The organism is Pandoraea iniqua (genome assembly GCF_902459685.1).
In the GTDB taxonomy this organism is placed as follows: domain Bacteria; phylum Pseudomonadota; class Gammaproteobacteria; order Burkholderiales; family Burkholderiaceae; genus Pandoraea; species Pandoraea iniqua.
On the sequence record NZ_CABPSF010000005.1, the window covers coordinates 1 to 23,146 of the forward strand.

21 protein-coding genes, 2 tRNA genes and 1 pseudogene are annotated in these 23,146 nt (G+C 63.7%); 14 read left to right on the forward strand and 10 right to left on the reverse strand.

Features of this window, described 5'->3' with window-relative positions; genetic code table 11:
- The 6 genes from PIN31009_RS17720 to PIN31009_RS17745 form a co-directional block, all read right to left on the reverse strand.
- Positions 1–76, reverse strand: a tRNA-Lys gene (locus PIN31009_RS17720).
- A gap of 59 nt (positions 77–135) precedes the next feature.
- Positions 136–211 (reverse strand) — tRNA-Lys (locus tag PIN31009_RS17725).
- 72 nt (positions 212–283) lie between these two features.
- Entirely contained in the window at positions 284–469 is a 186-nt protein-coding gene (locus PIN31009_RS17730) for a hypothetical protein (RefSeq protein ID WP_150686414.1), read from the reverse strand.
- Between the two features lie 173 nt (positions 470–642).
- The gene (locus tag PIN31009_RS17735) at positions 643–882 is read right to left on the reverse strand and encodes a hypothetical protein (RefSeq protein ID WP_058379188.1); all 240 of its coding nucleotides are present in this window, start codon (positions 880–882) and stop codon (positions 643–645) included.
- Between the two features lie 581 nt (positions 883–1,463).
- Positions 1,464–2,081 (reverse strand): LysE family translocator, encoded by a 618-nt coding sequence (locus PIN31009_RS17740; RefSeq protein WP_150686415.1) that lies wholly within the window; start codon positions 2,079–2,081, stop codon positions 1,464–1,466.
- 172 nt (positions 2,082–2,253) lie between these two features.
- Positions 2,254–2,721 carry a rhodanese-like domain-containing protein gene (locus PIN31009_RS17745; RefSeq protein WP_087688909.1) on the reverse strand — a complete coding sequence of 156 codons (468 nt, stop codon included), beginning with the start codon at positions 2,719–2,721 and terminating at the stop codon, positions 2,254–2,256.
- A 477-nt stretch (positions 2,722–3,198) separates the two neighbouring features.
- On the opposite strand from PIN31009_RS17745, the gene glnA reads away from it, so the two are divergent.
- From glnA to PIN31009_RS17775, 6 genes are all read left to right on the forward strand, one after another.
- A complete protein-coding gene (gene glnA, locus PIN31009_RS17750) occupies positions 3,199–4,614 on the forward strand; it encodes a type I glutamate--ammonia ligase (RefSeq protein WP_150686416.1) in 1,416 nt (471 codons plus the stop codon).
- Between the two features lie 172 nt (positions 4,615–4,786).
- Positions 4,787–5,968, forward strand: coding sequence for a nitrogen regulation protein NR(II) (glnL, locus tag PIN31009_RS17755; protein WP_150686417.1), 1,182 nt, complete (start codon positions 4,787–4,789; stop codon positions 5,966–5,968).
- A 61-nt stretch (positions 5,969–6,029) separates the two neighbouring features.
- Positions 6,030–7,613, forward strand: coding sequence for a nitrogen regulation protein NR(I) (gene ntrC, locus PIN31009_RS17760; protein ID WP_150791158.1), 1,584 nt, complete (start codon positions 6,030–6,032; stop codon positions 7,611–7,613).
- 62 nt (positions 7,614–7,675) lie between these two features.
- Positions 7,676–8,557, forward strand: a complete 882-nt coding sequence (rfbD, locus tag PIN31009_RS17765; RefSeq protein ID WP_150686419.1) for a dTDP-4-dehydrorhamnose reductase — start codon at positions 7,676–7,678, stop codon at positions 8,555–8,557.
- A gap of 424 nt (positions 8,558–8,981) precedes the next feature.
- Complete coding sequence (locus tag PIN31009_RS17770) at positions 8,982–11,891, forward strand: pentapeptide repeat-containing protein (RefSeq protein ID WP_174997264.1); 2,910 nt, start codon at positions 8,982–8,984, stop codon at positions 11,889–11,891.
- Positions 11,892–12,127: 236 nt separating this feature from the next.
- Positions 12,128–13,120, forward strand: coding sequence for a flagellar brake protein (locus PIN31009_RS17775; protein WP_174996263.1), 993 nt, complete (start codon positions 12,128–12,130; stop codon positions 13,118–13,120).
- A gap of 137 nt (positions 13,121–13,257) precedes the next feature.
- Here PIN31009_RS17775 and xth read toward each other — a convergent pair whose 3' ends face one another.
- Positions 13,258–14,037 carry an exodeoxyribonuclease III gene (gene xth, locus PIN31009_RS17780; RefSeq protein ID WP_087688902.1) on the reverse strand — a complete coding sequence of 260 codons (780 nt, stop codon included), beginning with the start codon at positions 14,035–14,037 and terminating at the stop codon, positions 13,258–13,260.
- 47 nt (positions 14,038–14,084) lie between these two features.
- Positions 14,085–14,843 (reverse strand): riboflavin synthase subunit alpha, encoded by a 759-nt coding sequence (locus tag PIN31009_RS17785; protein ID WP_150791160.1) that lies wholly within the window; start codon positions 14,841–14,843, stop codon positions 14,085–14,087.
- A gap of 107 nt (positions 14,844–14,950) precedes the next feature.
- Between PIN31009_RS17785 and PIN31009_RS17790 the strand changes: the two genes are divergently transcribed.
- Together PIN31009_RS17790 and PIN31009_RS17795 are read left to right on the forward strand one after the other, a co-directional pair.
- On the forward strand, positions 14,951–15,205 hold the full coding sequence (locus PIN31009_RS17790) for a hypothetical protein (protein ID WP_150686423.1): 255 nt from the start codon (positions 14,951–14,953) through the stop codon (positions 15,203–15,205).
- A gap of 55 nt (positions 15,206–15,260) precedes the next feature.
- On the forward strand, positions 15,261–15,503 hold the full coding sequence (locus PIN31009_RS17795; RefSeq protein ID WP_150686424.1) for a hypothetical protein: 243 nt from the start codon (positions 15,261–15,263) through the stop codon (positions 15,501–15,503).
- 9 nt (positions 15,504–15,512) lie between these two features.
- On the opposite strand, the gene PIN31009_RS17800 is transcribed toward PIN31009_RS17795, so the two are convergent.
- Positions 15,513–16,595 carry a calcium:cation antiporter gene (locus PIN31009_RS17800; protein ID WP_150686425.1) on the reverse strand — a complete coding sequence of 361 codons (1,083 nt, stop codon included), beginning with the start codon at positions 16,593–16,595 and terminating at the stop codon, positions 15,513–15,515.
- Positions 16,596–16,995: 400 nt separating this feature from the next.
- Between PIN31009_RS17800 and PIN31009_RS17805 the strand changes: the two genes are divergently transcribed.
- The 6 genes and pseudogenes from PIN31009_RS17805 to PIN31009_RS17830 all read left to right on the forward strand — a co-directional run.
- Positions 16,996–17,781: a FadR/GntR family transcriptional regulator gene (locus PIN31009_RS17805; RefSeq protein WP_150791161.1), complete on the forward strand. Its 786-nt coding sequence runs from the start codon at positions 16,996–16,998 to the stop codon at positions 17,779–17,781.
- Positions 17,759–18,514, forward strand: coding sequence for an SDR family oxidoreductase (locus PIN31009_RS17810; protein WP_150791162.1), 756 nt, complete (start codon positions 17,759–17,761; stop codon positions 18,512–18,514). The genes PIN31009_RS17805 and PIN31009_RS17810 overlap by 23 nt, the downstream gene beginning before the upstream one ends.
- A gap of 36 nt (positions 18,515–18,550) precedes the next feature.
- Entirely contained in the window at positions 18,551–19,411 is an 861-nt protein-coding gene (locus tag PIN31009_RS17815; protein WP_150791163.1) for a fumarylacetoacetate hydrolase family protein, read from the forward strand.
- A 26-nt stretch (positions 19,412–19,437) separates the two neighbouring features.
- On the forward strand, positions 19,438–20,199 hold the full coding sequence (locus PIN31009_RS17820; protein ID WP_058379093.1) for an SDR family NAD(P)-dependent oxidoreductase: 762 nt from the start codon (positions 19,438–19,440) through the stop codon (positions 20,197–20,199).
- A 194-nt stretch (positions 20,200–20,393) separates the two neighbouring features.
- Positions 20,394–20,993, forward strand: a complete 600-nt coding sequence (locus PIN31009_RS17825) for a DNA-3-methyladenine glycosylase I (protein WP_150791164.1) — start codon at positions 20,394–20,396, stop codon at positions 20,991–20,993.
- Between the two features lie 157 nt (positions 20,994–21,150).
- Positions 21,151–22,008: pseudogene (locus tag PIN31009_RS17830) on the forward strand (23S rRNA (adenine(2030)-N(6))-methyltransferase RlmJ); the annotation flags it as partial.
- 356 nt (positions 22,009–22,364) lie between these two features.
- Here PIN31009_RS17830 and PIN31009_RS17835 read toward each other — a convergent pair.
- The gene (locus PIN31009_RS17835) at positions 22,365–23,087 is read right to left on the reverse strand and encodes a pseudouridine synthase (protein ID WP_150791309.1); all 723 of its coding nucleotides are present in this window, start codon (positions 23,085–23,087) and stop codon (positions 22,365–22,367) included.
- Positions 23,088–23,146 lie beyond the last annotated feature (59 nt).

Sequence of the window (23,146 nt, forward strand, 5' to 3'; positions counted from 1 at the left end):
TGGTGGGGCGTGAGTGACTCGAACACTCGACCTACGGATTAAGAGTCCGCTGCTCTACCAACTGAGCTAACGCCCCGATGCAACCGGGAATAAAAAAGGCTGCACGGCAAAGCAGCCTTTCTTCAAAAATTCGTTTGGTGGGGCGTGAGTGACTCGAACACTCGACCTACGGATTAAGAGTCCGCTGCTCTACCAACTGAGCTAACGCCCCAACGAGACCGAGATATTATCGGCTCTTCCGCATGGGGTCAACCCTTAATGATGAAATTCCGCAAAAAAGCTCTCACGCGAGCAGCGGGACGAGTTCGAATGCCAGCACGGCAAGCACCGCCCCCACCACAACCAGCAGCGAGCGCCAGCACATTCGCACTGCGCCCTTGCACGGCATCGCGCCGACGACAATCGCTCCGAACACCGCAATCGCAAACATCACGATGAGCTGCGCATTGGAAAGGTGGGGTATGACCATGATCCATCTCCCGGTCGATATCACGCGACTAAAGACGCGATTCGAGTATAGAAAATGGCTCGCCCCAAGCAAAGCGGCGCGGCAACCGGGATTTCCCCAGTGGCCGCGCCGCGTGCGATGCGTCCGGACTGCGCTGCCGAGTGCTCATCGGCACCGTGCAGCGCGATTGCGCATTAGTCCGGCAGGTCGAGAATCAGGACGATCGTCCATGCATCTTCGCCTTCATGGTGATACTGGCGCTCCACCACGACGAACGGCTGCTTCTTGTCGCCTTGACCGAGAAACAGCACGTCGCCTTCGGCCGGCATGCATTCGATCGGCGGCAGCGCGATGGGCGTGTCCTTCTTGATGATCCGTTCGGCCTTTTTCGCTGCGCGTTCGGTCCACTCGATATCGAATTCGATCTGACTCACCGGATGATCCTGTCTATGCAAATTGAAACGGCAGCATGGTAGCACGCAGTGCGCGTGCCGCTACGAAAAAAGCCCGCTCCCTGGGCGAGGGGCGGGCGGAAAGTCCCATGCGATCCAAGCCTTAGCGGGGAACGCACGGCGACAGGAGACGCGCCCGAAGACATCGTCGGCGCCTGCCCCGGCCAGAGGGGAAGAGGACTGGCCGGATTTGCTTGACGATGCCCCGGAAAGACGCGGGCGCCCGCCTGTCGACGGACCTACGGCACGGATACCGGGGTGATATCGATGTGACGTAAAGAGGTGACGCAGCGCAAGCCGGAGATGCCGTCCGACTTGCGTGCGTCGTGTTGCGTTGTCGCGATACAGCTGAGGGGGACGACAACGCAACGAGGGCCGGAGGTCGTACGCCTGCGCACTGTTGCAGGCGGCCGACGCGTGTGAGTGAAGAAGGGGAAGTGCGCATTGCCCTGCGCTGACTGCTTCACCCACGCCACGAGTGTAGAGGCCGGGCGAGGGCGGAGAAACCGCAATTGAGCAAATGGACCCCTCCGCCTGACGCAACAATGCCGGAGAGGTTCGGGTTACCGCGTCGCGATAGCGACCGCTGCGCCAGCCATGACCGTGCCGGTGGCCCGGTTCAGCCGACGCACGGCGCGAGCGGAACTGAGCAGGCGGCGCGCACGCGCGGCGAGCAGGATGTAGCTGCCGAACACGATGGTGAGCACCGAGAGCGTCACGCCCACGACTTCGAAATAGCCGAGCGCGGTGATGCGTTGCAGATCCAGCAGGTTGGGCAGCAGTGCGAAATAGAACACGACGACTTTCGGATTGCCCAGCGTGACCGACAAGCCACCGAGAAACAGCCGCCACGACTGCTCGCGCGGGGCGCCCGTCATCGGTTCTGCGGGAGCGACAGCGGGGGCGTGCCACATCTTCCACGCCAGATAGAGCAGATAGGCGGCGCCCGCGTACTTGATCGCCAGAAACACGCCCGAGAACGTATGAGCCAATGCCGCCACGCCAAGCACCGCCAGCGTGAGCCACACGACGTCGCCGATCGCCACGCCTGCCGAAAATGCCACGGCGCCTTGCATGCCGCGTCCGAGCACGCGCGCAACGATGGCCGCGATGCCCGGGCCGGGGGTTCCGGCGCCCACGAACAGCGCGAGGGCGAAAGTCAGCAAATGGGTCCAGTCCATGGGGGATGTCTCCTCGCGGCGATGCGTCGTTGTTGTGTTTGTGTGCGTTGTTCGGTGGGTTGTTCGAGTTACGTACCGACGTAACCCGATGGCTTCATTCGGGCGGGAACGCTCCGAATAGGTGAATAGGTGAATAGATGACTCGGAGAATTGGCGAATCGACGCCGCTATCTCACGCGCCCAGCCAAGGCAGGCCGCGGAAGCACCAGCCGCTCACATGCTTGCGGTGGCCCGCGCTGTCCTTGTCCCCTTCGAAGCCTTCGAGGATGTCGAACGATTGCGCGTAACCGGCTTCATAGGCCACTTTGGCGGCGGCCTTCGAGCGCGCGGCGCTGCGGCACAGGAACAGCAGCGGCGTGTCCTTGCTGGCGGCCTGCGATGCCAGTTGCTCAAGAAACTGCTCGTTGGGCACGCCGCCGGGGTAGCGCACCCACTCCACGTTGACGTATTGGCCGTCCGGCACCTGCGGGCGGCCCACCCAGTCGAGTTCCGCGCGCGTGCGCACGTCGATCAGGCGCACCGCCGGGTCGGCTTGCAGCAGCGCCAGCGCTTCTTCCGGGGTCACGGCGCCCGAGTAGGCGAGTTGGCCGGCGGCGCGGCGTTGGGCGGCTTGTTCGAGAATGGCTTTCGCGCTTGTCATATTGCTGTGATCTCGTTGGTCGAAGGTTGACTCTCATTCTAGCGTGCACTTTGCGTCACATACATAGCCGATCACGCAGGCGCCAGCGAATGACGACGTGTACAGACGGTGCATTCGGATGCACAATTTCGGGTCGGTGCAATTCGGTGAATGGCACCTAAAAGGTGCATAATCCGTCAATGCACCAACATGGGGTTATTTTGGTGCGGACTGCACCAAAACGGCACCACGAAGGAGAATCGCCGCCCGGGAACGGGAATTCTTCCGCCGGGGATCGCTCAATTCATTATTTCCTTAGAAATCAGAGGAGATAGAGCTGAACTGAGACGGAAACCGCCATGCGGCGATAGCAGTATCAGTGGCTGGCACGCTTCGTGCTAATCACTGGTGAATCCGAACACGGAGTTCGTTAAGAGGGTGCGGCGACGCTGGTGACTAGCGCCGGCAGCGCCAGTATTGAATCTTTCGGGAGATAGCATGAGCAAATCAGTGGCAGATGTGTTGAACCTGGTGAAGGAAGAAGATGTCAAGTTCGTCGACTTCCGCTTTACCGACACGCGCGGCAAAGAACAACACGTCTCGGTGCCGGTGTCGCACTTCGACGCCGACAAGTTCGAAAGCGGTCACGCTTTCGACGGTTCGTCGATCGCCGGCTGGAAGGGCATCGAAGCCTCGGACATGCTGCTGGTGCCGGACGCCAACACGGCGTACATCGACCCGTTCTATGAAGAAAGCACGCTGGTGCTGACCTGCGACGTGGTTGAGCCGGCTGATGGCAAGGGCTACGACCGCGACCCGCGCTCGATCGCCAAGCGCGCCGAAGCGTACCTGAAGAGCACGGGCCTGGGCGACACCGCCTTCTTCGGTCCGGAGCCGGAATTCTTCATTTTCGACTCGGTCCAGTGGGGCACCGACATGTCGGGCACGTTCGTGCGCATCGGCTCGGAAGAAGCACCGTGGTCGTCGTCGAAGGACTTCGAAGGCGGCAACACCGGCCACCGTCCGGGCACGAAGGGCGGCTACTTCCCGGTCGCACCGGTCGACACGTTCCAAGACATGCGCTCGGAAATGTGCCTGTTGCTCGAGCAACTGGGCGTGCCGGTTGAAGTGCACCACCACGAAGTCGCCGGCCAAGGCCAGAACGAAATCGGTACCCGTTTCTCGACGCTGGTGCAACGCGCCGACTGGACGCAGATCCTGAAGTACGTGGTGCAGAACGTTGCCCACAGCTACGGCAAGACGGCTACGTTCATGCCGAAGCCGATCGTTGGCGACAACGGTTCGGGCATGCACATCCACCAGTCGATCTGGAAGGATGGTCAGAACCTGTTCGCCGGTAACGGCTACGGCGGTCTGTCGGAATTCGCGCTGTACTACATCGGCGGCATCATCAAGCACGCCCGTGCCCTGAACGCGATCACGAACCCGTCGACCAACTCGTACAAGCGTCTGGTTCCGCACTTCGAAGCCCCGGTGAAGCTGGCCTACTCGGCCCGTAACCGTTCGGCCTCGATCCGCATTCCGTACGTTGCCAACCCGAAGGGCCGCCGCATCGAAGCGCGCTTCCCGGACCCGATGGCCAACCCGTACCTGGCCTTCTCGGCCATGCTGATGGCCGGTCTGGATGGCGTGCAGAACAAGATCCACCCGGGCGAAGCTGCCGACAAGAACCTGTACGACCTGCCGCCGGAAGAGGATGCAAAGATCCCGACCGTGTGCTCGAGCCTCGAACAGGCGCTGGACTACCTGAACGAAGACCGCGAGTTCCTGACCCGTGGCGGCGTGTTCACGGACGGCATGCTGGATTCGTACATCGCACTCAAGAGCGACGAAGCCCGTCGTATCGCGATGACCACGCATCCGCTCGAGTTCGAGATGTACTACTCGCTGTAATCGAAGCGCTGCGCAGGGAATGCGCCGGCATGACGGAACGCCAGCGGCCGACCGTCATGCTTGCAAGCCAGAGGGGGATGGCCGCGGCCGTCCCCCTTTTTTATCCCTGCGTGTCGTGACCGGCATTGCCGGTCACAGGTTATCCACCATGAATTTATCGCCTCGATCCTTGATGAAAAGTGTGCGTGCCGGTGCCCGGCCGAAGGGCGAGACGCAAGCGGCAGTGGTATCTGCCGATGCGAGCGCCGAGCCATTGCTCGCGCAGAGCGACGATCCGTCGGCAGTGAAGCTCGCGGCGACCGGCATTTTGCCGGGCCTCGAAGCGTTGCCGACCGTGCTGCTGGTGCTCGAGAAGCACACGCTGCGCGTGGTGTTCGCGAACCCGGCGGCCGAAGCGCTGCTGGCACTCTCGCGCCGTTCGCTCTCGCAGATGACGTGGAGCGATGTGTTCACCAACGGCGACGTGCTGGCGTCGACGATGGTCGAGCTGATCGCCAATCACTTTCAGACCACGCGCCTCGATTTGGTGCTTGAACGCACCGCGCAGGAGCCTTTGCATACGCACGCGATCGTGGCCGCCCCCGAGGCGGCGCCCGATTTCGTGATCGTCGAGCTGATCGAGAACGAACAGAAGATCAAGAACGAGCGCGAAGAACGCATCATCGATCAGGCGTTGATGAACAAGCAGCTCATCCGCAATCTGGCCCACGAGATCAAGAATCCGCTCGGCGGCATTCGCGGTGCGGCGCAGTTGCTGGAGTTTGAGCTCGATCAGCGCGAATTGCGTGAGTACACGCAGGTCATCATCAAGGAGTCCGACCGGCTGCAAACGCTGGTCGACCGGCTGCTCGAGCCGCATCGCCATCCGTATATCGCCACCGACGTGAACATCCACGAAGTGTGCGAGCGCGTGCGCTCGGTGGTACTGGCCGAATTCCCGCAAGGGCTGTCGATCGAGCGCGATTACGACGTGAGCCTGCCGGACTTTCGCGGCGACAAAGAGCAACTGATTCAAGCGCTTCTGAACATTGTGCGCAACGGGGCCGAGGCGTTGCGCGAGCAGATTGCACGTGGCGACGCACGCATCGTTTTACGCACGCGCGTGGCAAGAAAGATCACGATTGCCAAACGTTTGCACAAGCTGGCATTGGAATTGCATGTCATCGACAACGGGCCTGGTATTCCCGCTGACATTCGTGACCGCATCTTCTATCCGCTCGTCTCCGGGCGCGAAGGGGGAAGTGGTCTGGGACTCACACTGGCGCAGTCGTTCGTACAGCGTCACGACGGTCTGATCGAATGCGAAAGCCGGCCCGGACGGACGGATTTCCGAATCCTGCTGCCCCTGGGCTGATGCGGCCCTCACGCCGTCGGCCGTACACCTGCGGCCGGGCATAGACGTTACACGGTGAACAATGAAGCCGATCTGGATAGTAGACGACGACCAATCGATTCGATGGGTGCTTGAGAAGGCGCTGACACGCGCCAACTTGCCGGTGCGCAGCTTTACAGGCCCGCGCGAAGCCAGTGCTGCCCTCGAACACGACTCGCCGCAAGTGCTGGTCTCGGACATCCGCATGGCGGGCGGGTCCGGGCTCGAGCTTTTGCAAATGGCGAAACAACGCCACCCCGGCCTGCCGGTCATCATCATGACGGCGTTCTCGGATCTCGACAGTGCCGTTGCCGCGTTTCAGGGCGGGGCGTTCGAATACCTCGCCAAGCCGTTCGACGTGGATCGCGCGGTCGAACTGATTCTGCGAGCCGTGGAAGAAAGCCTGCGCGAAGCGACCGACGACGAACGCATTACTGAAGAGCCCGAGATTCTCGGTCAGGCGAGCGCAATGCAGGACGTGTTCCGCGCTATCGGCCGCTTGTCGCATTCGAGCGCGACGGTGCTCATCACCGGTGAGTCGGGTTCGGGCAAGGAACTCGTTGCCCGCGCGCTTCACCGGCATTCGCCGCGCGCTGCGGGGCCGTTTATTGCGCTCAATACGGCAGCGATTCCGAAAGATCTTCTGGAGTCCGAGCTGTTCGGTCACGAGCGTGGCGCGTTCACCGGTGCACAAGCCACCCGGCGCGGGCGCTTCGAACAGGCCGAGAACGGCACGCTGTTTCTCGATGAAATCGGCGACATGCCGCTCGATCTGCAAACGCGCTTGCTGCGTGTGCTCTCGGACGGCAACTATTACCGCGTGGGCGGGCACAGCCCGATCAAGGCGAACGTGCGCGTGATCGCAGCGACGCACCAGAACTTGGAAGATCGTGTGCGGCAGGGCCTGTTCCGCGAGGACTTGTACCACCGCCTCAACGTCATTCGCCTGCGCTTGCCGTCGCTGCGCGAGCGCAACGAAGACATTCCGCTGCTGGTACGTCACTTCCTGCAAAAGAGCGCGCGCGATCTGGGTGTCGAGACCAAGCGCATCAGCGAGGGCGCACTCAATCACCTGACGCGCTTCCCGTTCCCGGGCAACGTGCGGCAGTTGGAGAATCTGAGCAACTGGCTCACGGTGATGGCCCCGGCGCAGACCGTCGAAATCAAGGATCTGCCGCCGGAATTCCAGACGTTGGCACCCACGTCCATCACGGGCTCGGGCGTGCCCGCGCCGGCTTATGCGGCGGCGGTGGCTGCGCCTGCAAATGCCGCCGTCAGCACACCGGCCGGTGGCGTGGCGGGGACCGGGATGGCGGGCGCCGGTTATGCGGGGCCGAACGGCATGTCCGGCGGTGCGGCGCCCCAGCCCGGCGCGAATGGCGCGTCGGCATCGGGTGACGCCACGGGCGCGGATAGCTGGGAGCCGATTCTGCGTCGCGAGGTGGCGAGACTGCTGCGCTCGGCGTCGCCTGACGTCATGGATCAGTTGACGCGTCGCTTCGAAACCGCGCTGATCAACGAGGCGCTCGACTTCACGCGGGGTCGAAAGGTCGAGGCGGCAAGCCGTCTGGGCATCGGCCGCAACACCATTACCCGCAAGATTCAGGAGTTGGGACTGGAAACCTGAAGGTAATCGCGGTAGGCTCCCCTGTTTCACCGATCTGATATCCGAGACAAGGGAGTCGTACCATGACGAGACGTATCCTGCTGACAGGCGCCACCGGACAAGTGGGCTGGGAATTGGCGCGTTGCCTGCAAGGCATGGGCGATGTCTACGCACCGGCGCGTAGCGAGATGGACCTGCTCGACACCGACAGCGTCGTGCGGACGATTCGCGACTTCGCCCCCGACCTGATCGTCAATCCGGCCGCCTACACGGCGGTCGACCGGGCCGAAACGGAAGAGGCGGCCGCTTATCAAGTCAATGCGGTGGTGCCCGGCGTCATGGCCGAGCAGGCCAAGCGACTTGGTGCGCTCGTCGTTCACTACTCCACCGACTATGTTTTCGATGGCACGTCCAGCGTGCCGTATCGCGAAGAAGAACCCACCAATCCGCAGAACGCCTATGGCCGCACCAAGCTGGCCGGCGAGGCAGCGCTTGCGGCGAGCGGTGCGAACCATCTGGTGCTGCGCACGAGCTGGGTGTACGGCAACCGCGGTGCCAACTTTCTGTTGACGGTGCAACGGCTGGCGCGCGAGCGCGACGAACTGCGCATCGTGGCCGACCAGCACGGCGCCCCGACGTGGTGCCGCACGATTGCCGAGTTGACGGCGCAGACGCTGGCACAAGGCACGAACGAGCAGGGCTTCGATGCCGACTTCTGGCGTGAGCGCAGCGGTGTCTATCACCTGACGGCAGCAGGTCAGACGACGTGGCACGGTTTCACCGAAGCAATTCTCGATCTGAGCGCCGCAGAAAAGCGTCCGAATGTTGTGCCGATTCCCACTTCGGCGTATCCGCTGCCGGCCAAGCGCCCGGCGTATTCGGTACTCGACAATGACAAGCTCGCGCGCACCTTCGGCGTGCGCGCCCCGGACTGGCGCGACGCGCTCGCACTCTGCCTCGGCTGATGCTGATCGCCACGTAGTTCGATGGACTGCGCTGGCTCAGGCGGTACCGGGTTGTTCAACGCAATTCGGACACTAACGGGCAATACCGGGCACCACCGTCCACTATCGGGCGGCACAACGGGTTTCGACTCGGTGCTGCCCGATTTTTTTGCGGTGCTTGTGACGCAACTTCACGTTTCCGATTGACGGTATTCCGCGCTGTCACGCGCACTGTTACGCGGACTGTTACGTTAAGGCCGCCCTTCGCGTGTAGGCACGCGAATTCAGAATTTACCCAAGCCTCTGCCCCGGTTTCCTTCGGCACCATGGTCGCTTTTTGTTCGCGTCACGCGTCGGCGTACGCGACGAGGAGCCACAGATGGTCCTGTTCTCAAGCACATCACCCCCCACCCAGCGTTACCCGAGTGTCCGCCCGGCTGGGCGCATGTCGGCCGAGGACGCGGTGTCTTACCACGATCTTGAACAACGCAGCGCCGCGCCCCCGGAGGCGTTACGCCGGTTGATTCTGTGCGCAGACAAAGACGAGCGGCGCGTGATCGGGCAACAAGTGGCGTGGCTGGTCCATGTCCTCGGTCAGGACGTCGCGATGCCGGCGCGGCACGCCGTCTCGAATCAATCGGATCAATTGGATCACTCGGATCACTCGGATCGACACGATGAATCCGGCTCGACGCGCCGGGCATCGCAGAGCGCATTGCCATTTGACGAGCAGGCGCTGGCGCACGCATGGCGTTTGCGTTTCTCCCATCTGGCACCTGACGGCAAGATCACCGGTGCGCTGCGTGCACTGATCCGTTGGTGTAGCGAGTCGCAGGCGCCGGCATCGGCGGCGCACGCGGCTACAGCGACCCAGCCAACGCAATGGCACTGGGTGGCGCTGGCGGATGCCGACGGATTCGACGTGTCGCGTTGCCACGACGCGCCCGTGCGTGAATGGCCAGCCGCAGTGTTGAGCGTTGCGCTGACGTTGACCCATTTGCGCAACGCCGACTTGCCCGACCTCTCGGTGCCGATGGCTGATTTGCGCGGCGTGCAGGCGTCCGGTGCCCGGCTGAGTCATGGCGGCTTCGACGGCGTGCAGTGGGGCGGCGCATCGCTCAACGGGGCAATGCTCGACCGTACGCGCAACGTCGGTGCCGACTTCGAGGGGGCCGATTTGCGCGACGCCACCTTCCGCGCAGCAGACCTCAGCGGCGCGCGGTTGTCGAAAGTGCGTGCGCAAGGCGCCGATTTCCGCTTCGCAGCGATGACGGGGGCGGACTTCAGCGACGCCCAGTGCGATGGGGTGGCGTTCGCACACAACCGACTCGACGATGCGTCGCTACGGCGCACTCGCTTGCAGCGAGCGAGCTTTTACGACTGCCGTGCCACCGGCATGAGGTTGACGGGAGCGAGCGCAGCGAAGTCTCAATGGGACGAAGTGACGATGGTGCGCGGCTGCGTGGCGGGGGCAGATTTGCGTCGCGCGGTGTTCCGGCACTGCGAACTGACCGGCTTGAATGCGCGGGAAGCGAAGCTCGACGGCGTGTTGTTCTTCGCCTCTGATTTGCGAGACACGCATTTCGGCGGCGCTAGCCTGAACGGTTTGCGCGTCGGCCCCGGTTGCCACTTGGGGGGCACGCAGTGGCAAGGGGCGCAGATACGGCTCGACGCTGACTGGTTGCGCGCGCTCTCACCGGCAGTGCTGGGTGAGGTCGTGCAATCGTGGATGACGTTGCCATTCGATCAGCCGGCCCTGCGTGCCGATGTCTTCGGGCAGTTGCTGCGTGCGCTGGCCGGTCGCTCCGGGGTGATGCCGTCATGGCTGGGCGAGGCGTCACCGTCAATACCGTCGTTGGCGCGTCTGCGCATCGATGTCCAGCACAGTGAATGGTTGGGACGCCTGCTGGCCGCCGAGCCTGCGCTCGGGGGCGTGGGTGAGCTCGATGGTTTTGCGCAGTTGCGTGCCCAGTGGCTCACGCGGGCCATCGGTGACCTGTCGGCGGCACCGTTGGGCCGGGTGCAGGCGGCATGGGTGTTGCCTGCATTGCTTCAGGCGCTGCTCGAGCATTGTCTGACACATGCCCCCGAAGCCGTCTGGCCGCTCGCCGGCGCGGTTTGCCAGACGCTGTACTGGGCAGAGGCTGGCGTTGCGGGGATCGCCGATGCGGACACGCAAGCGTTGCGCAAGGCTTGGCACGATGCGTTGCCCGCGCATCTGCATAGCGCGTTGTCCGTCGATGGCACGGATGCCTTCGGACCGAAGTCGTTCGTGCTGATCAGTGCCGACGGCCGGGTTGGCATGCGCGTGCCGCAGCAGCTTCTGGCAGCGGGACTTGAGGGCGATGTCCGTGATGGAGAACCCGTGGCGCCGACGGCATCGAATACCACGGACGCGACAGCATCAGACCCCACCACGCGACGCATTTCGAACGGCTGGCAATGGCTTGGCATTCGCGTGGCGACGTGCGAGCAGGGCGTGGGTGGTGTGGAAGGTGTGGCGGGTGTGGACGGCCCATATGCGCCGGGCGATATGTCGCAACTCCACACGCTGATTCGCGACTTCGGTTGTCTTCGCGATATCTGGCCGACGGAGCACACGCTGGCGGCCTTCGTTCGTTTGCTCGGCCGGTGGCTTGGCGACGCGGGCGGTGATGCCGCGAAGGCCATTCTCCATAGCGATGCCGCGCCGGGTGAATCTCTGCAATCCGTGGCGTTGTCGACGTCGGATCGCGTCGGTGCGCTGGTCGGGACCGCCGCGCAGCCGGACAGTGGGCGGCTGCGCCCCTTGGCGCATCTCGATATCGATGACGTCTTCCGAGCGGTCGTGCCGACGACGCCGGAGACCGAAGTGGCCAGCCCATCCTCCCGGCAGGCCATGCAAGCGACGCAACGCACGCGATTGCTGGCGATCGCAGCCGGGCTGACGTGGCTCGCCGTGCAGCCTGAATGTCAGGCGGTACGTCATGCCGGCACGCGTACACCGACGATGCCGGAACAGGCAGCCGGCTTGCTCCAGCCCGACTTGCTCAAACATTACGCGCTGGCGGCGTTCAACGATGCTATGAGCCACGAGCGCGCATGGCGCGAACTGCCACAGAGCCGGATCTTGCGTGCGCATCTGGCCGACCCTGCCTGCGATGCCGAAACGTTGGCGGGGGCGCTGGCCGGCTGGCTGGCAAGTCCCACGATACAAGGCACTGCGGGGCTCACCGGGTTTCTCGCGCAGACGCTGCCGTGGTTCTGGCTGGCCCGGTTGCCGCTCACACCCGCTGATACCGCGGCGTTGTTGAGCGTTTCACCGGCCGCGAACGAGAGCGGAATGACGCCAATTTCCCCCGATAATGCGCTGTAAGGATCGGGGCGCTTTCGTGGTACAAAGATGAACGCGCAAGGCGCTGCCCGGCAGGGCGGCGCTTCCGGCCGGCCGGAGGCGCGAAGTTTGTGTAGGTTGGCGACATTTGTGGGGTGTTGGCCACGGATGACGGTGCAAAGAGGGTCGCCCAAGACGTGGCCCCGGGCGCCGGAATGCGGGGAAGGTCAACGCCTTGTTCCCAGGCTCTCAAGGGGTTTGTAACCCTCTCAGGCATCATGCAATCGACTTGTATCGCGTCAGGCTATCCGGGGTTCGTGGCGGTCAATCGCCGCGAGCTTGACGCACATGTTCCACTCTCCTGGCCTCTGTTCGACGCCGACGGTACGCCATTGCTGGCGGCCGGCGAGCGTTTGCCTTCAGAGGCCGACCTCGATTGGCTGTTCACCATGTTCGCGCCGCACCGGCCGTTGCCCGAAGGGGCCAGCACCGGCGAAGCGGCGGGGCGCAGCGAGGCTGCCAACTCGGCATCGCCGCTTGACACGGCGCCCGCCAGCGCATCGACGGTGTATCTGCACGGCCTGCCCGTGCCGCTGCCGATCGGCGCCTGGTTGCAGGTGCGCGTGGCACCCGACGCCGAAACCATGCGGGTGCGCGCACGGTTGATCGGCCGGGCACCGAACGGCATGCTCATCATCACGCCACCGGCGGCCGGCGACACGCGGCTGCCTGTGATGGCAGGCGACAAGCTCGCGCTCTGGACGTTTCCCGGCGACAACCTTTACGAATTCACGTGCGACGTGCACAGCGTGCACCACGGGCCGTTCGATTACGTGGTGCTCTCGCGGCCGTCGCAGGTGCGTGAGACACCCGTGCGGCGCACGCCGCGTGTCGATACCCGGCTGGTCGCCCGGCTCTCGCCACTCGACGAAAGCTCGCGGGCGTCGTTCACGCGCATGCTGGCCGATCCGGAGGACACCCCCGAATGGCTGGTGCTCGTGCGCGACATCAGCGCCGACGGCGCAGGCATTGTCGCCAAGACGGCGTTGCCTGACGGCTGCACCCACGTCGCCATGCAGTTCCGTGTGCCGATCGGGGCGGATGTCGTGCCGATTCTCGGGATGGCGGCCGTGCGCGGCACGGAAGGACCGCGTGCCGACGGAACGTGGGCCTACGGGCTGGAGTTTATGCAGATGGACACGCGCAACAAGGCGGCCATTCGCTGCTACGTGTATGAGTCGCGGCTGACCGATCCGCGCGCGAGTCAGTAACCTGCGATCCTTGCGGCGCTCGTGTGATGCGAACGCCGGCAGGCCAATAAAAAACGGCACCGAATTTCGGTGCCGTTTTTGTTTGTGGCGCAGACGGTGTGTGCTCGTGCGGCATCCTCCGATGAGCGCCGTGACGCTCAGTCCTTGAACGTCGCCACCACCGGCGTGTGATCGGACGGCTGCTCCCACGTGCGCGGTTCACGATCGATTTCGCAACCGGTGCAGCGTTCTGCCATGGCGGCGGTCACAAGGATGTGGTCGATACGCAGGCCCGCATTGCGGCGAAACGCGCCCATGCGGTAGTCCCACCAGCTGAACGACTTCTCGGGCTGATCGAACATGCGGAAGGTGTCGCGCAGGCCGAGCCCTTGCAGGCGTGCGAAGGCCTGACGTTCCTGCGGCGAGACGAGATTCTGGCCTTCCCACTTGGCCGGATCGTGCACGTCGCGGTCTTCCGGCGCGATGTTGTAGTCGCCGAGCAGCGCGAGCTGCGGGTGACGTTCGAGCTCGTCGGAGAGCCAGTGGGTGAGGGCGTCGAGCCAGTTGAGCTTGTACTCGAACTTGTCGGAGCCGACGGCCTGCCCGTTCGGGAAGTAGCCGCAGACCACGCGCACACCGCCGACGGTGGCCGCAATCAGGCGGCGTTGTTCGTCGGCGAAATTCGGCAGGTTCATCACGATGTCGGTGGCTTCGCCGACCTTGGCGTGATTCACCAACAGTGCGACGCCGTTATACGTCTTCTGCCCGGTGAAGTGCGAGGTGTAGCCGAGCGACGCAATTTCCGCGATCGGAAAATTCTCGTCGGTGAGCTTGAGCTCTTGCAGGCAGAGCACGTCGACGGGGTTGCTGCGCAGCCAATCCTGCACATGACCGACACGGACCTTGAGCGAGTTGACGTTCCAGGTGGCGAGTTGCATGAATGTCCTTGGGGGTTGTCGGTGGCTTGAAGTGACTTGATGCGGACTCAAGCCTTGGTGTCGGGGGCGGGCTTCGCGGTGTTCTGCGCGTTTTGCGCCTCCGCAGCGGGCAGTTGCGGCACCGACACGAAGTCGTCCAGCGTCAGTCCTTTCTCCCTCAGCAGCGCTTCGAGCACGGGCTGCAAGCGGCCCAGACTTTCCTGCACGGCTTCACGCACGGTGTCGACCACGACCTGCGTGCTGCGCTCGATTTCGATATTCACGCGTGTGCCGTCGAGCTTGTCTTCGAACGTGGTCATGCGGCGCGTTTCCGGAATCAGCCACACTTCGAACCAGCCTTCCTGCCGGTTGACTTCCGAGACCGTGAGGCTCGCACCGTTGATCGCGATGTAACCCTTCGCGAACACGTACTTGCGAAACGCTTCGGGAATGGCGATGCGCAGCACACGATTCGTGTCCGAGGTGCGCACGCTCAGAATCTCGGTCGAGAAGTCGATATGGCCCGAGAGCGGATGGCCGCCGATCTCGGCGCCGTCTTTGGCGGCGCGCTCCACGTTGACCTGCGCGCCCACGCCGAAGCTGCCGAGCGTGGTCACATTCAGGCTTTGCAGAATCACGTCGAACGACGCGGCCGTGGGGGAGAGCAGTTGCGTGACGGTGAGGCACACGCCATCGACCGAGACGCTGGCGCCCAGTGTGAGGTCTTCGCAAAAACCCTCGGGAAACGCCAGCGCGAGAGTGCGCATGCCGTCGCGATCTTCGATGGACGACAACGTGGCCGTGCCTTGAACAATTCCGGTGAACATCGTGATGTCGGTAAGAGAGTCGTAGGTTGCTATGCCGCAGTATTCTACTGCGTGACGACGGTATGCCGCCCGTCGTGCTACGATGCCGCCTTTTTGCGGGATCGGATATGGGTTTCGAAGGCTGCCTGCTGGCGGGCGATTTTTACTACTGGGCGGAAACCGCGCCCATGCCGGACGGGCAGTTTCAGGGCGTGGTGCACTTTACCGGCTGGCGCGACGTGGACGATGTGATCGAATCACTCGACCCGCCGCTCATGCACACGACACCCGACACCTACCGCTGGGCAGGCGACGCACTCGAAGCCGCTCATGCATTGGCAAAAACGCTCGTAGAAGACGGCGCGCTCGGCATCGATCCCTGAGCGACCACCGCTACGCTGTACCGGCCTCCGAAGACGAGGTCACAAGGACATCATCATGACGCTGAAAAAATTCGACCTCGCCAAGCAACAAGGCCTGAAGATCAACGCCGGCGTGCGCCGCGGCCCGCCCTCGGGCAATGGCGTCGGCGCGCAAGGCAAGCGCAACCCCACCGGCAGCAAGCTGCTCGGCTCGCTGCTGGGCAAAGCCCCTGCACCGGCTGACGCCGACGCAGGCAAGAATGAGGTGGGTGGAGAAGCGGGCGCGGCAGCACCCGCCAAGGGAACGTCGAAGTCCTGATTTCGTCCCTTACGGCACGATCGCCAGAAACAGGAACGCCGCGAACAGCACAAGGTGAACGGCGCCTTGTAGCACCGTGGTTCTCCCCGTACCAAGCGAGATCACGCTCACCAGCAACGTGACTGCCAGCAGTACCGTCTCCTTGGGTGCCAGACCCAGTTCGATCGGGATGTGCAGGAACAGGGAGACGGCCGCCACCGTAGGAATGGTCAGGCCGATACTGGCGAGTGCCGAGCCGAGTGCCAGATTCAGGCTCGTCTGGAGCTTGTTGGCACGTGCGGCACGCAGCGCGGCCAGCCCTTCCGGCAGCAGCACCAGCGCTGCAATCACAATCCCCACCACCGCTTTGGGCGCACCGGCTTCGGCCACCGCATGCTCCACGGCCGGCGACAACTTCTTCGCCAACGCGACAACCGCGAGCAACGCGATCACCAGCAAGCCAAGACTCAGCACGGCAGTGCGGCGCGAGGGCGGCGGCACGTGCACTTCTTCGCTGGGCGCCTTCGCGAGAAAGTAGTCGCGATGGCTCACCGTCTGCACGAACACGAACACCATGTAGAGCACCAGCGCAATGACGCCTTCGAAGGCCAGTTGCGAGGACGTCAGTCCCGGGCCAAGCACTGAACTGGTGTAGTTCGGCAGTACCAGCGTCAGCACCGAGAGCACACAAAGCACGGCGAGCGCGGCACTTGCACCTTCCACGTGGAAGCCCTGCGTGTGATGGCGCACACCGCCGAACAGCAGGCACAGCCCCACAATCCCCGTCGACACGATCATGATCGCCGCGAACACCGTGTCGCGGGCGAGACCGGCTTTGTCCGGGCCGCCCGAGAGCATGACCGAGACGATCAGTGCCACTTCGATGATGGTCACGGCCACGGCGAGAACCAGTGTGCCGAACGGCTCACCGACCTTGTGAGCGACAGTTTCGGCGTGGTGCACGGCGGAGAACACCGCCCCGGCGAGGGCGATGGCACATACCGTGAGCGAGACACCGTAGGGCAGGACACCGGCAATGCCCCACGCGACGAGGGCCACGATCGGCATGTACATGGTCCAGTGGCCCAGCTTGGCGGTCTTTGAGGAGGACATCGTCGGAGACTCCAGAATTCGGGGGGATTCGAGGGATAAAGCGGATGCAGCGGATGCGGCGGGAGCATTGCCCCGGCAGGAACCCCGAGGCAGCGAATCATGGTCGCAGAAAAGCGACACCCAGACAACAGAAAGGGCGCAATGGCGAGGAGCCATCGGCCAAAACATCATTTGGCTCGAAACGCGCATGGCCAAACGATTTGCAGCCATCCATGCATTTGACTCGGAGTGCGGAATTGGCAAGAAATTCCATAGGATGAAACATTGAGCGCAATGAGTTGACATCCGATCGGTATCAGTCGTATCGTCGTGTTCATTGGTCTTACCACTGAACGACGAGCGTCCTGCCAACGCAGCATTCGGCACGGCCACGCGCGGTTCACTTCACGATCTGGCTGCTATGTCCTTCGATCCCATCGTGCAGGTCTCCGTCTCGGAGCAAGTTGCCCAGCGACTGCTCACGATGATTCGTACCGGGCTGCTCAAGCCCGGTCAGCAACTCCCCCCTGAACGTGATCTTGCCGCGATGCTCGGCGTGGGCCGGCCGGCCGTGCGCGAGGCCATTCGCGGGCTGGCGCTGTTGGGCCTGTTGCGCATCCGGCAGGGCGAGGGGACGTTTGTCGGCACGCTTCAGACGCGCGAGTTGCTCGAGCCGCTGGAGATGGTCATCGAGTTGAACGCGGGCACGCTCGAGGCGCTGTTCGATGCCCGTCTGGTCATCGAGCCCGGTGTCGCGGCGCTGGCAGCCAGCCAGATGACCGATGCGCACCTCGCGCGCCTGCACGCGCTTGTCGAGGACGAGCAGACGCTGCTCGGCAACCCCGAGACCTTCTCGGCGGCCGACATGGCGTTTCACGAGACGATCATCGACGCGTGCGATAACCCCTTTCTGCAAAGCATCGCCAACAGTCTCTATCTGCTTGGCAAGAAGAGCCGGCGCGTCACGTCGCAGGTGGCGGGCGTGCTGGAGCGCAGCTTGCAGGACCACCGCGACATCATTGCCGCCTTGCAGGCGCGTGATCCGGCGCGGGCCGCCGAGGCGATGCGCCGGCACCTGTGCCGCGTGCGAGAGGCCTACATCGGCAGCGCAGCGCCTCCCGAACATCCCGACGACACCGAACATCCCGGGGATTCCAAACCTTCCCAGCATCAAGGAGACACCGATGGCAGGCCGACTGGCGGGTAAGACCGCCTTGATTACCGCCGCAGCGCAGGGCATCGGACGCGCCAGCGTCGAAGCGTATCTGCGCGAGGGCGCCCGCGTCATCGCGACCGATCTGAATGCCGACGGACTGCGCGAACTCGACGATCACCCGAACCTCGTACGTCGCCCGCTCGACGTGACCGATACCGCCGCCGTCACGGCGCTGGCCAGCGAACTCGGCGCTGTCGACGTGCTGTTCAACTGCGCGGGCTTCGTGCATCACGGCTCGATTCTCGAGTGCGACGACGCGGCGTGGGACTTCTCGTTCGACCTGAACGTGAAGAGCATGTACCGCACCACGCGTGCCTTTCTACCGGCCATGCTGGCCGCCGGGCGTGGTTCGATCATCAACATGTCGTCGGCGGCGTCGAGTGTGAAGGGCGTCGCCAACCGCTGCGCGTACGGCACGACGAAGGCGGCGGTGATCGGGCTGACGAAGTCCGTCGCGGCCGACTACGTGGCGCGCGGCATTCGCTGCAACGCCATTTGTCCGGGCACGGTCGAGTCGCCGTCGCTGCGTCAGCGCATTGCCACGCAGGCCGATACGGCGGGCACGAGCGAAGCGGCGGTGCGCGCGCAGTTTGTGGCGCGTCAGCCGATGGGACGTGTCGGCTCGCCTGACGAAATTGCGGCGCTGGCCGTGTATCTGGGTTCCGACGATGCGGCCTTCACGACCGGGGCCATTCACGTGATTGACGGCGGCTGGTCCAACTGATCAACCGCTACCACTGCTCCAATTGGGAGAACTGCTTTGAAACTGCTGCGTTACGGCCCTAAGGGCCAAGAAAAGCCGGGTCTGCTCGATGCCGCCGGCAAAGTGCGCGATCTGTCGAACGTGCTCACCGATATCACTGCCGAAACGCTGAGCCCGGAAGGGCTGGCGGCGCTGCGTGCACTCGACGTCGACGCGTTGCCCATCGTGGCTGCGCCGGGGCGTCTGGGCGTGCCGTTCGCGGGGCTCGGCAAGTTTCTTGCCGTGGGCCTCAACTACAGCGACCACGCCGCCGAAGCCGGGCTGGCCGCGCCGTCCGAGCCGGTGCTCTTCACTAAGTGGGACAACTGCCTGAACGGGCCGAACGACCCTGTGGTGTTGCCGAAAGATTCGATCAAGGGCGACTGGGAAGTCGAACTTGGCTTCGTGATCGGCACGACCGCGCGTTACGTGCCGCTCGAGAAGGCGCTGGACTACGTGGCGGGCTACTGCATCGTGAACGACGTGTCCGAGCGCGAGTATCAGATCGAGCGGGGCGGCACTTGGGACAAGGGCAAGGGTTTCGACACCTTCGGCCCGGTCGGTCCGTGGCTGGTGACGACCGACGAGATTCGCGATCCGCAGCAACTCGGCATGTGGCTCGACGTGAATGGCGTGGGCCGTCAGACCGGTCACACGTCGACGATGATTTTCAATGTGGCGTTTCTCGTGCACTACATCAGCCAGTTCGCGACGCTCAAGCCGGGCGACCTCATTACCACCGGCACGCCGCCGGGCGTGGGCATGGGGCATAAGCCGCCGGTGTATCTGAAGGCGGGCGACGTGATGCGTCTGGGGATCGACGGGCTGGGTGAGCAGGAGCAGCATGTCCACGCTTACGACACGCGCTGGCTCGACTGACGATCTGAGGATTTGAGGATTTCACCATGGAAGACCTGAAAGGTAAATTCGTGCTGATCACGGGGGCGAGCACCGGCATCGGTGCCGCCGCCGCAACGGCGTTTGCGGCGCAAGGCGCCAATGTGGCCGTGCATTACAACCGTTCGCGGGAGAAGGCCGAGGCGGTGGCGGAAGCGGTGCGCGCCTATGGTGTGAAGGCCATGACCGTGGCCGCCGATGTGGCTGACACCGGTGCTATCGATGCCGCCGTGGCGCATGTGCTCGACGGCTTTGGGCGTATCGACGTGCTCATCAACAACGCGGGCAGTCTCGTCAAGCGCACGCCGTTCACCGAAGTCACCGACGCGTTTTTCGAAGACGTGCTCAACGTCAACGCGCGCTCGGTCGTCGCGTTTTCGCGCGCGGTGGTGCCCGCGATGCGCAAGCAGGGCGGCGGGGCCATCGTCAACGTGACGTCGATTGCGGCGCGTCATGGCGGCGGCCCGGGGGCACTCATTTATGCCGCAGCCAAGGGGTTCGTGAGCACGCTCACGCGTGGCATGGCAAAGGAGTTGATGCCTGACCGCATTCGCGTGAACGCCGTGTCGCCGGGCGTGATCATGACGCCGTTCCACGAGCAGTTCAGCACCGAAGCGCAGATCGAGGCGTTCCGTCAGAGCATTCCGATGGGGCGCTTGGGCGTGCCCGACGAGTGCTCGGGTGCGTTCCTTTATCTCGCGTCGGAGACGCTGGCGAGCTACGTGACGGGCCAGATCATCGAGGTCAACGGTGGCCAGTTGATGCTGTGAGCCGGGGTGCCCACAAGGAGTCGATTCCGAGTGGGCACCCGGAAAATTCCGGTCCATCGATGCCGTGGTGCCGAAAGTGACTCGCCATGCGATGGGTGGCGTGCGCTTCTCCGGCAAATGCTGGCACACTTGCGTCAATTCAATGACTTTGTCTGCGGCGCGAAGGCGCTCGGGACGCAACGATCGAGGGGCCAATGGAACGATGTCCATGGAGCGAGGGCTTCGAGCAGTACCGTCAGTATCACGATGAAGAGTGGGGCGTGCCGCTGCGCGACTCACGGGCGTTGTTCGAATTGCTGATGCTTGAAGGCGCGCAGGCGGGGTTGTCGTGGTCGACGATTCTCAAGAAGCGCGATAACTATCGCAAGGCGTTCGACGGCTTCGATCCGGTGCGCATTGCCGCTTACGGTCCGGAGGATGAGGCGCGACTGATGGCCGATGCGGGCATCGTGCGCAACCGCCTGAAGGTGAACGGCGTGATCAAGGGCGCACGGGCTTATCTGGCCATGGAGGCCTCAGGCACCCGATTCTCCGATTTCGTCTGGCAGTTCGTGGGCGGCGAGCCGTTGCAGAACCGCTGGACGACGCTTGGCGAGGTGCCTGCGAGCACCGCGGTGTCCGACGCGATGAGCAAGGCGCTTAAGAAGGCGGGCTTCACCTTCGTCGGCTCGACCATCTGCTATTCGTTTATGCAGGCAGCGGGCATGATCAACGACCATTTGGTGGCGTGTCCGCGTCACAAGGCTGTCAAAGCATTGGCCAAGGGGACGCCGAAGTCGGCAAAGCGCGCCTGAGCGAGGGTGCTGAAGGGGGGGTGTTCGGTGTCTGCCCGGTATTTGCGAAGTGTTTGAGGGGTTTTCTTGCGACGTGATTGAGGGCGCTGAAGGTGCGGAGAGGGCGCTGGGGCGCCGCGTCGGCTACAATCGCGCCTGACGAATCAGGAACTGCCTAATGTTCAGCTACCGCCATGCCTTCCACGCCGGCAACCACGCCGACGTACTGAAACACTTCATCGCCGTCGAATGCATCGATTACATGCGCCAGAAAGACACGGCGTTCTGGTACATCGACACGCACGCCGGCGCGGGTGGCTATGCGCTTGATGGCAAGTGGGCCGACAAGACGGGCGAGTATCACACCGGTATCGGCCGCCTGTGGGAGCGTAACGATCTGCCGCCCGCGCTGGCAGACTACGTGGCGTTGGTGCGTGAGTTCAACCCGGACGGCCAGTTGCGCTACTACCCGGGCTCGCCGTATTTCGCGCTGCAACTGCTGGGTGATCGTGATCGCCTGCGCTTGTTCGAGGCGCACCCGACGGAGCAGGAAGTCCTGCGCGAGAATTTCGAAGCACAAGGCCGTGAAGTGGCCCGTCGCACGATGATCTTCGGCGCCGATGGTTTTTCGGGGCTCAAGACGATTCTGCCGCCGGCCCCGCGCCGCGGCTTTACGCTGATCGATCCGTCGTATGAAGACAAGCGCGATTACACGCGCACGACGCAAGCGGTGCAGGAAGGGCTAGATCGCTTCCCGACCGGCATGTACGCCGTGTGGTATCCGCTGGTGCAGCGCCGCGAGGCCGCGCAACTGCCCGAGCGCATGAAGCGCCTGACGATCAAGGATCAGCCGATCAAGAACTGGGTGCACGTGGCGCTGACTGTGAGCTCGCCGGTGCCGGGCGGTATGGGATTGCATGGCAGCGGTATGTTCATCGTGAACCCGCCGTTCCAGCTGTATGAAACGCTGAAAACGACCATGCCGTATCTGGTCAAGGCGCTGGGACAGGACAAGGGCGCGCAGTACTTGCTCGAGGACGACAGCCACAAGGTGCTGCTGCCTCGCGGCGGCGCTTCGCGACCGTCAGCGGGCGGGCGTGGCGCGTCGGCTGGTGCGGCAACGACTGCTAAGCCGGGCACACCCGGCACGTCCTCGACGACCGGGACGACCGGCAATTCCGCACCCGGACGTCCGGGTGCCCGAACCCCCGGTCCGCGACGCGGCGGTCGGTAAGCCGGGCGGCTGACTGGGCGACTGACTTGGTGGCTTTGTTGGCATCTTAGTAGGCGGCTTAGTTGGCGCCGCCCTCGTTGCCGTCGTTACCATCGTCACTGTCGTCCGCCTCGATTCCACCGAATCCACCGAATCCGACGAATCCGGCGAATCCGGCGTTAACGCTGACCGGTTGCCGGAACTTCGTACGGCAGTGACAGCAGTTCGTCGGGGTCGAGATAGCGCCATTCCCCTTCCGCAAGTGTCCCCATCGGCAGACCGCCGATGGCGGTTCTGACCAGACCTTCCACTCGATTGCCCGCCGCAGCGACCATCCGCTTGACCTGATGGTATTTGCCTTGCGTGATCGTGAGCGCGATCTCGTGTGACGAGGGGCTCATCACGTCGGTGGCAGCCAACAGCTCAGTTTCGTCACGCAACAGCACGCCATCGCGCAACGCTTGCAGCATCTCGTTCGTCACCGGGTGTTTGGTGGTCGCGATGTAGCGCTTGGGCACGTGGCGGCGCGGCGACATCATGGCGTGCAGAAACGGCCCATCGTCGGAGAGCAGCAACATACCGGTGGTGTCCTGATCGAGACGTCCTGCAGGTTGCACGCCACGCACGGCCAACGGCAGCGGCAGCAGCGAATGCACGCCTTCATGGTGTGTGGGGCTGGTGGAGCACTCGAAGCCGGCGGGCTTGTTGAGCAGCACGTAGACGTGCTCGCGGTATTCCCACGGTTCGCCGTCCAGTGTGAAGTGCAGGCCGTGCGGATCGATCGACTCGCGCGGGTTGTCGCGCACCACGCCGTCGATGGCGAAGGCGCCGGTGGCGACCAGCTTGCGGCACATCTTGCGACTGCCGAAGCCCTGCGATTGCAAAATACGTTCTAGCTCGATGATCCGTTCTCCGTCGGGCGTCATGAATTCAGGCCGCTATTGTAGCGGCCTGAACGCAT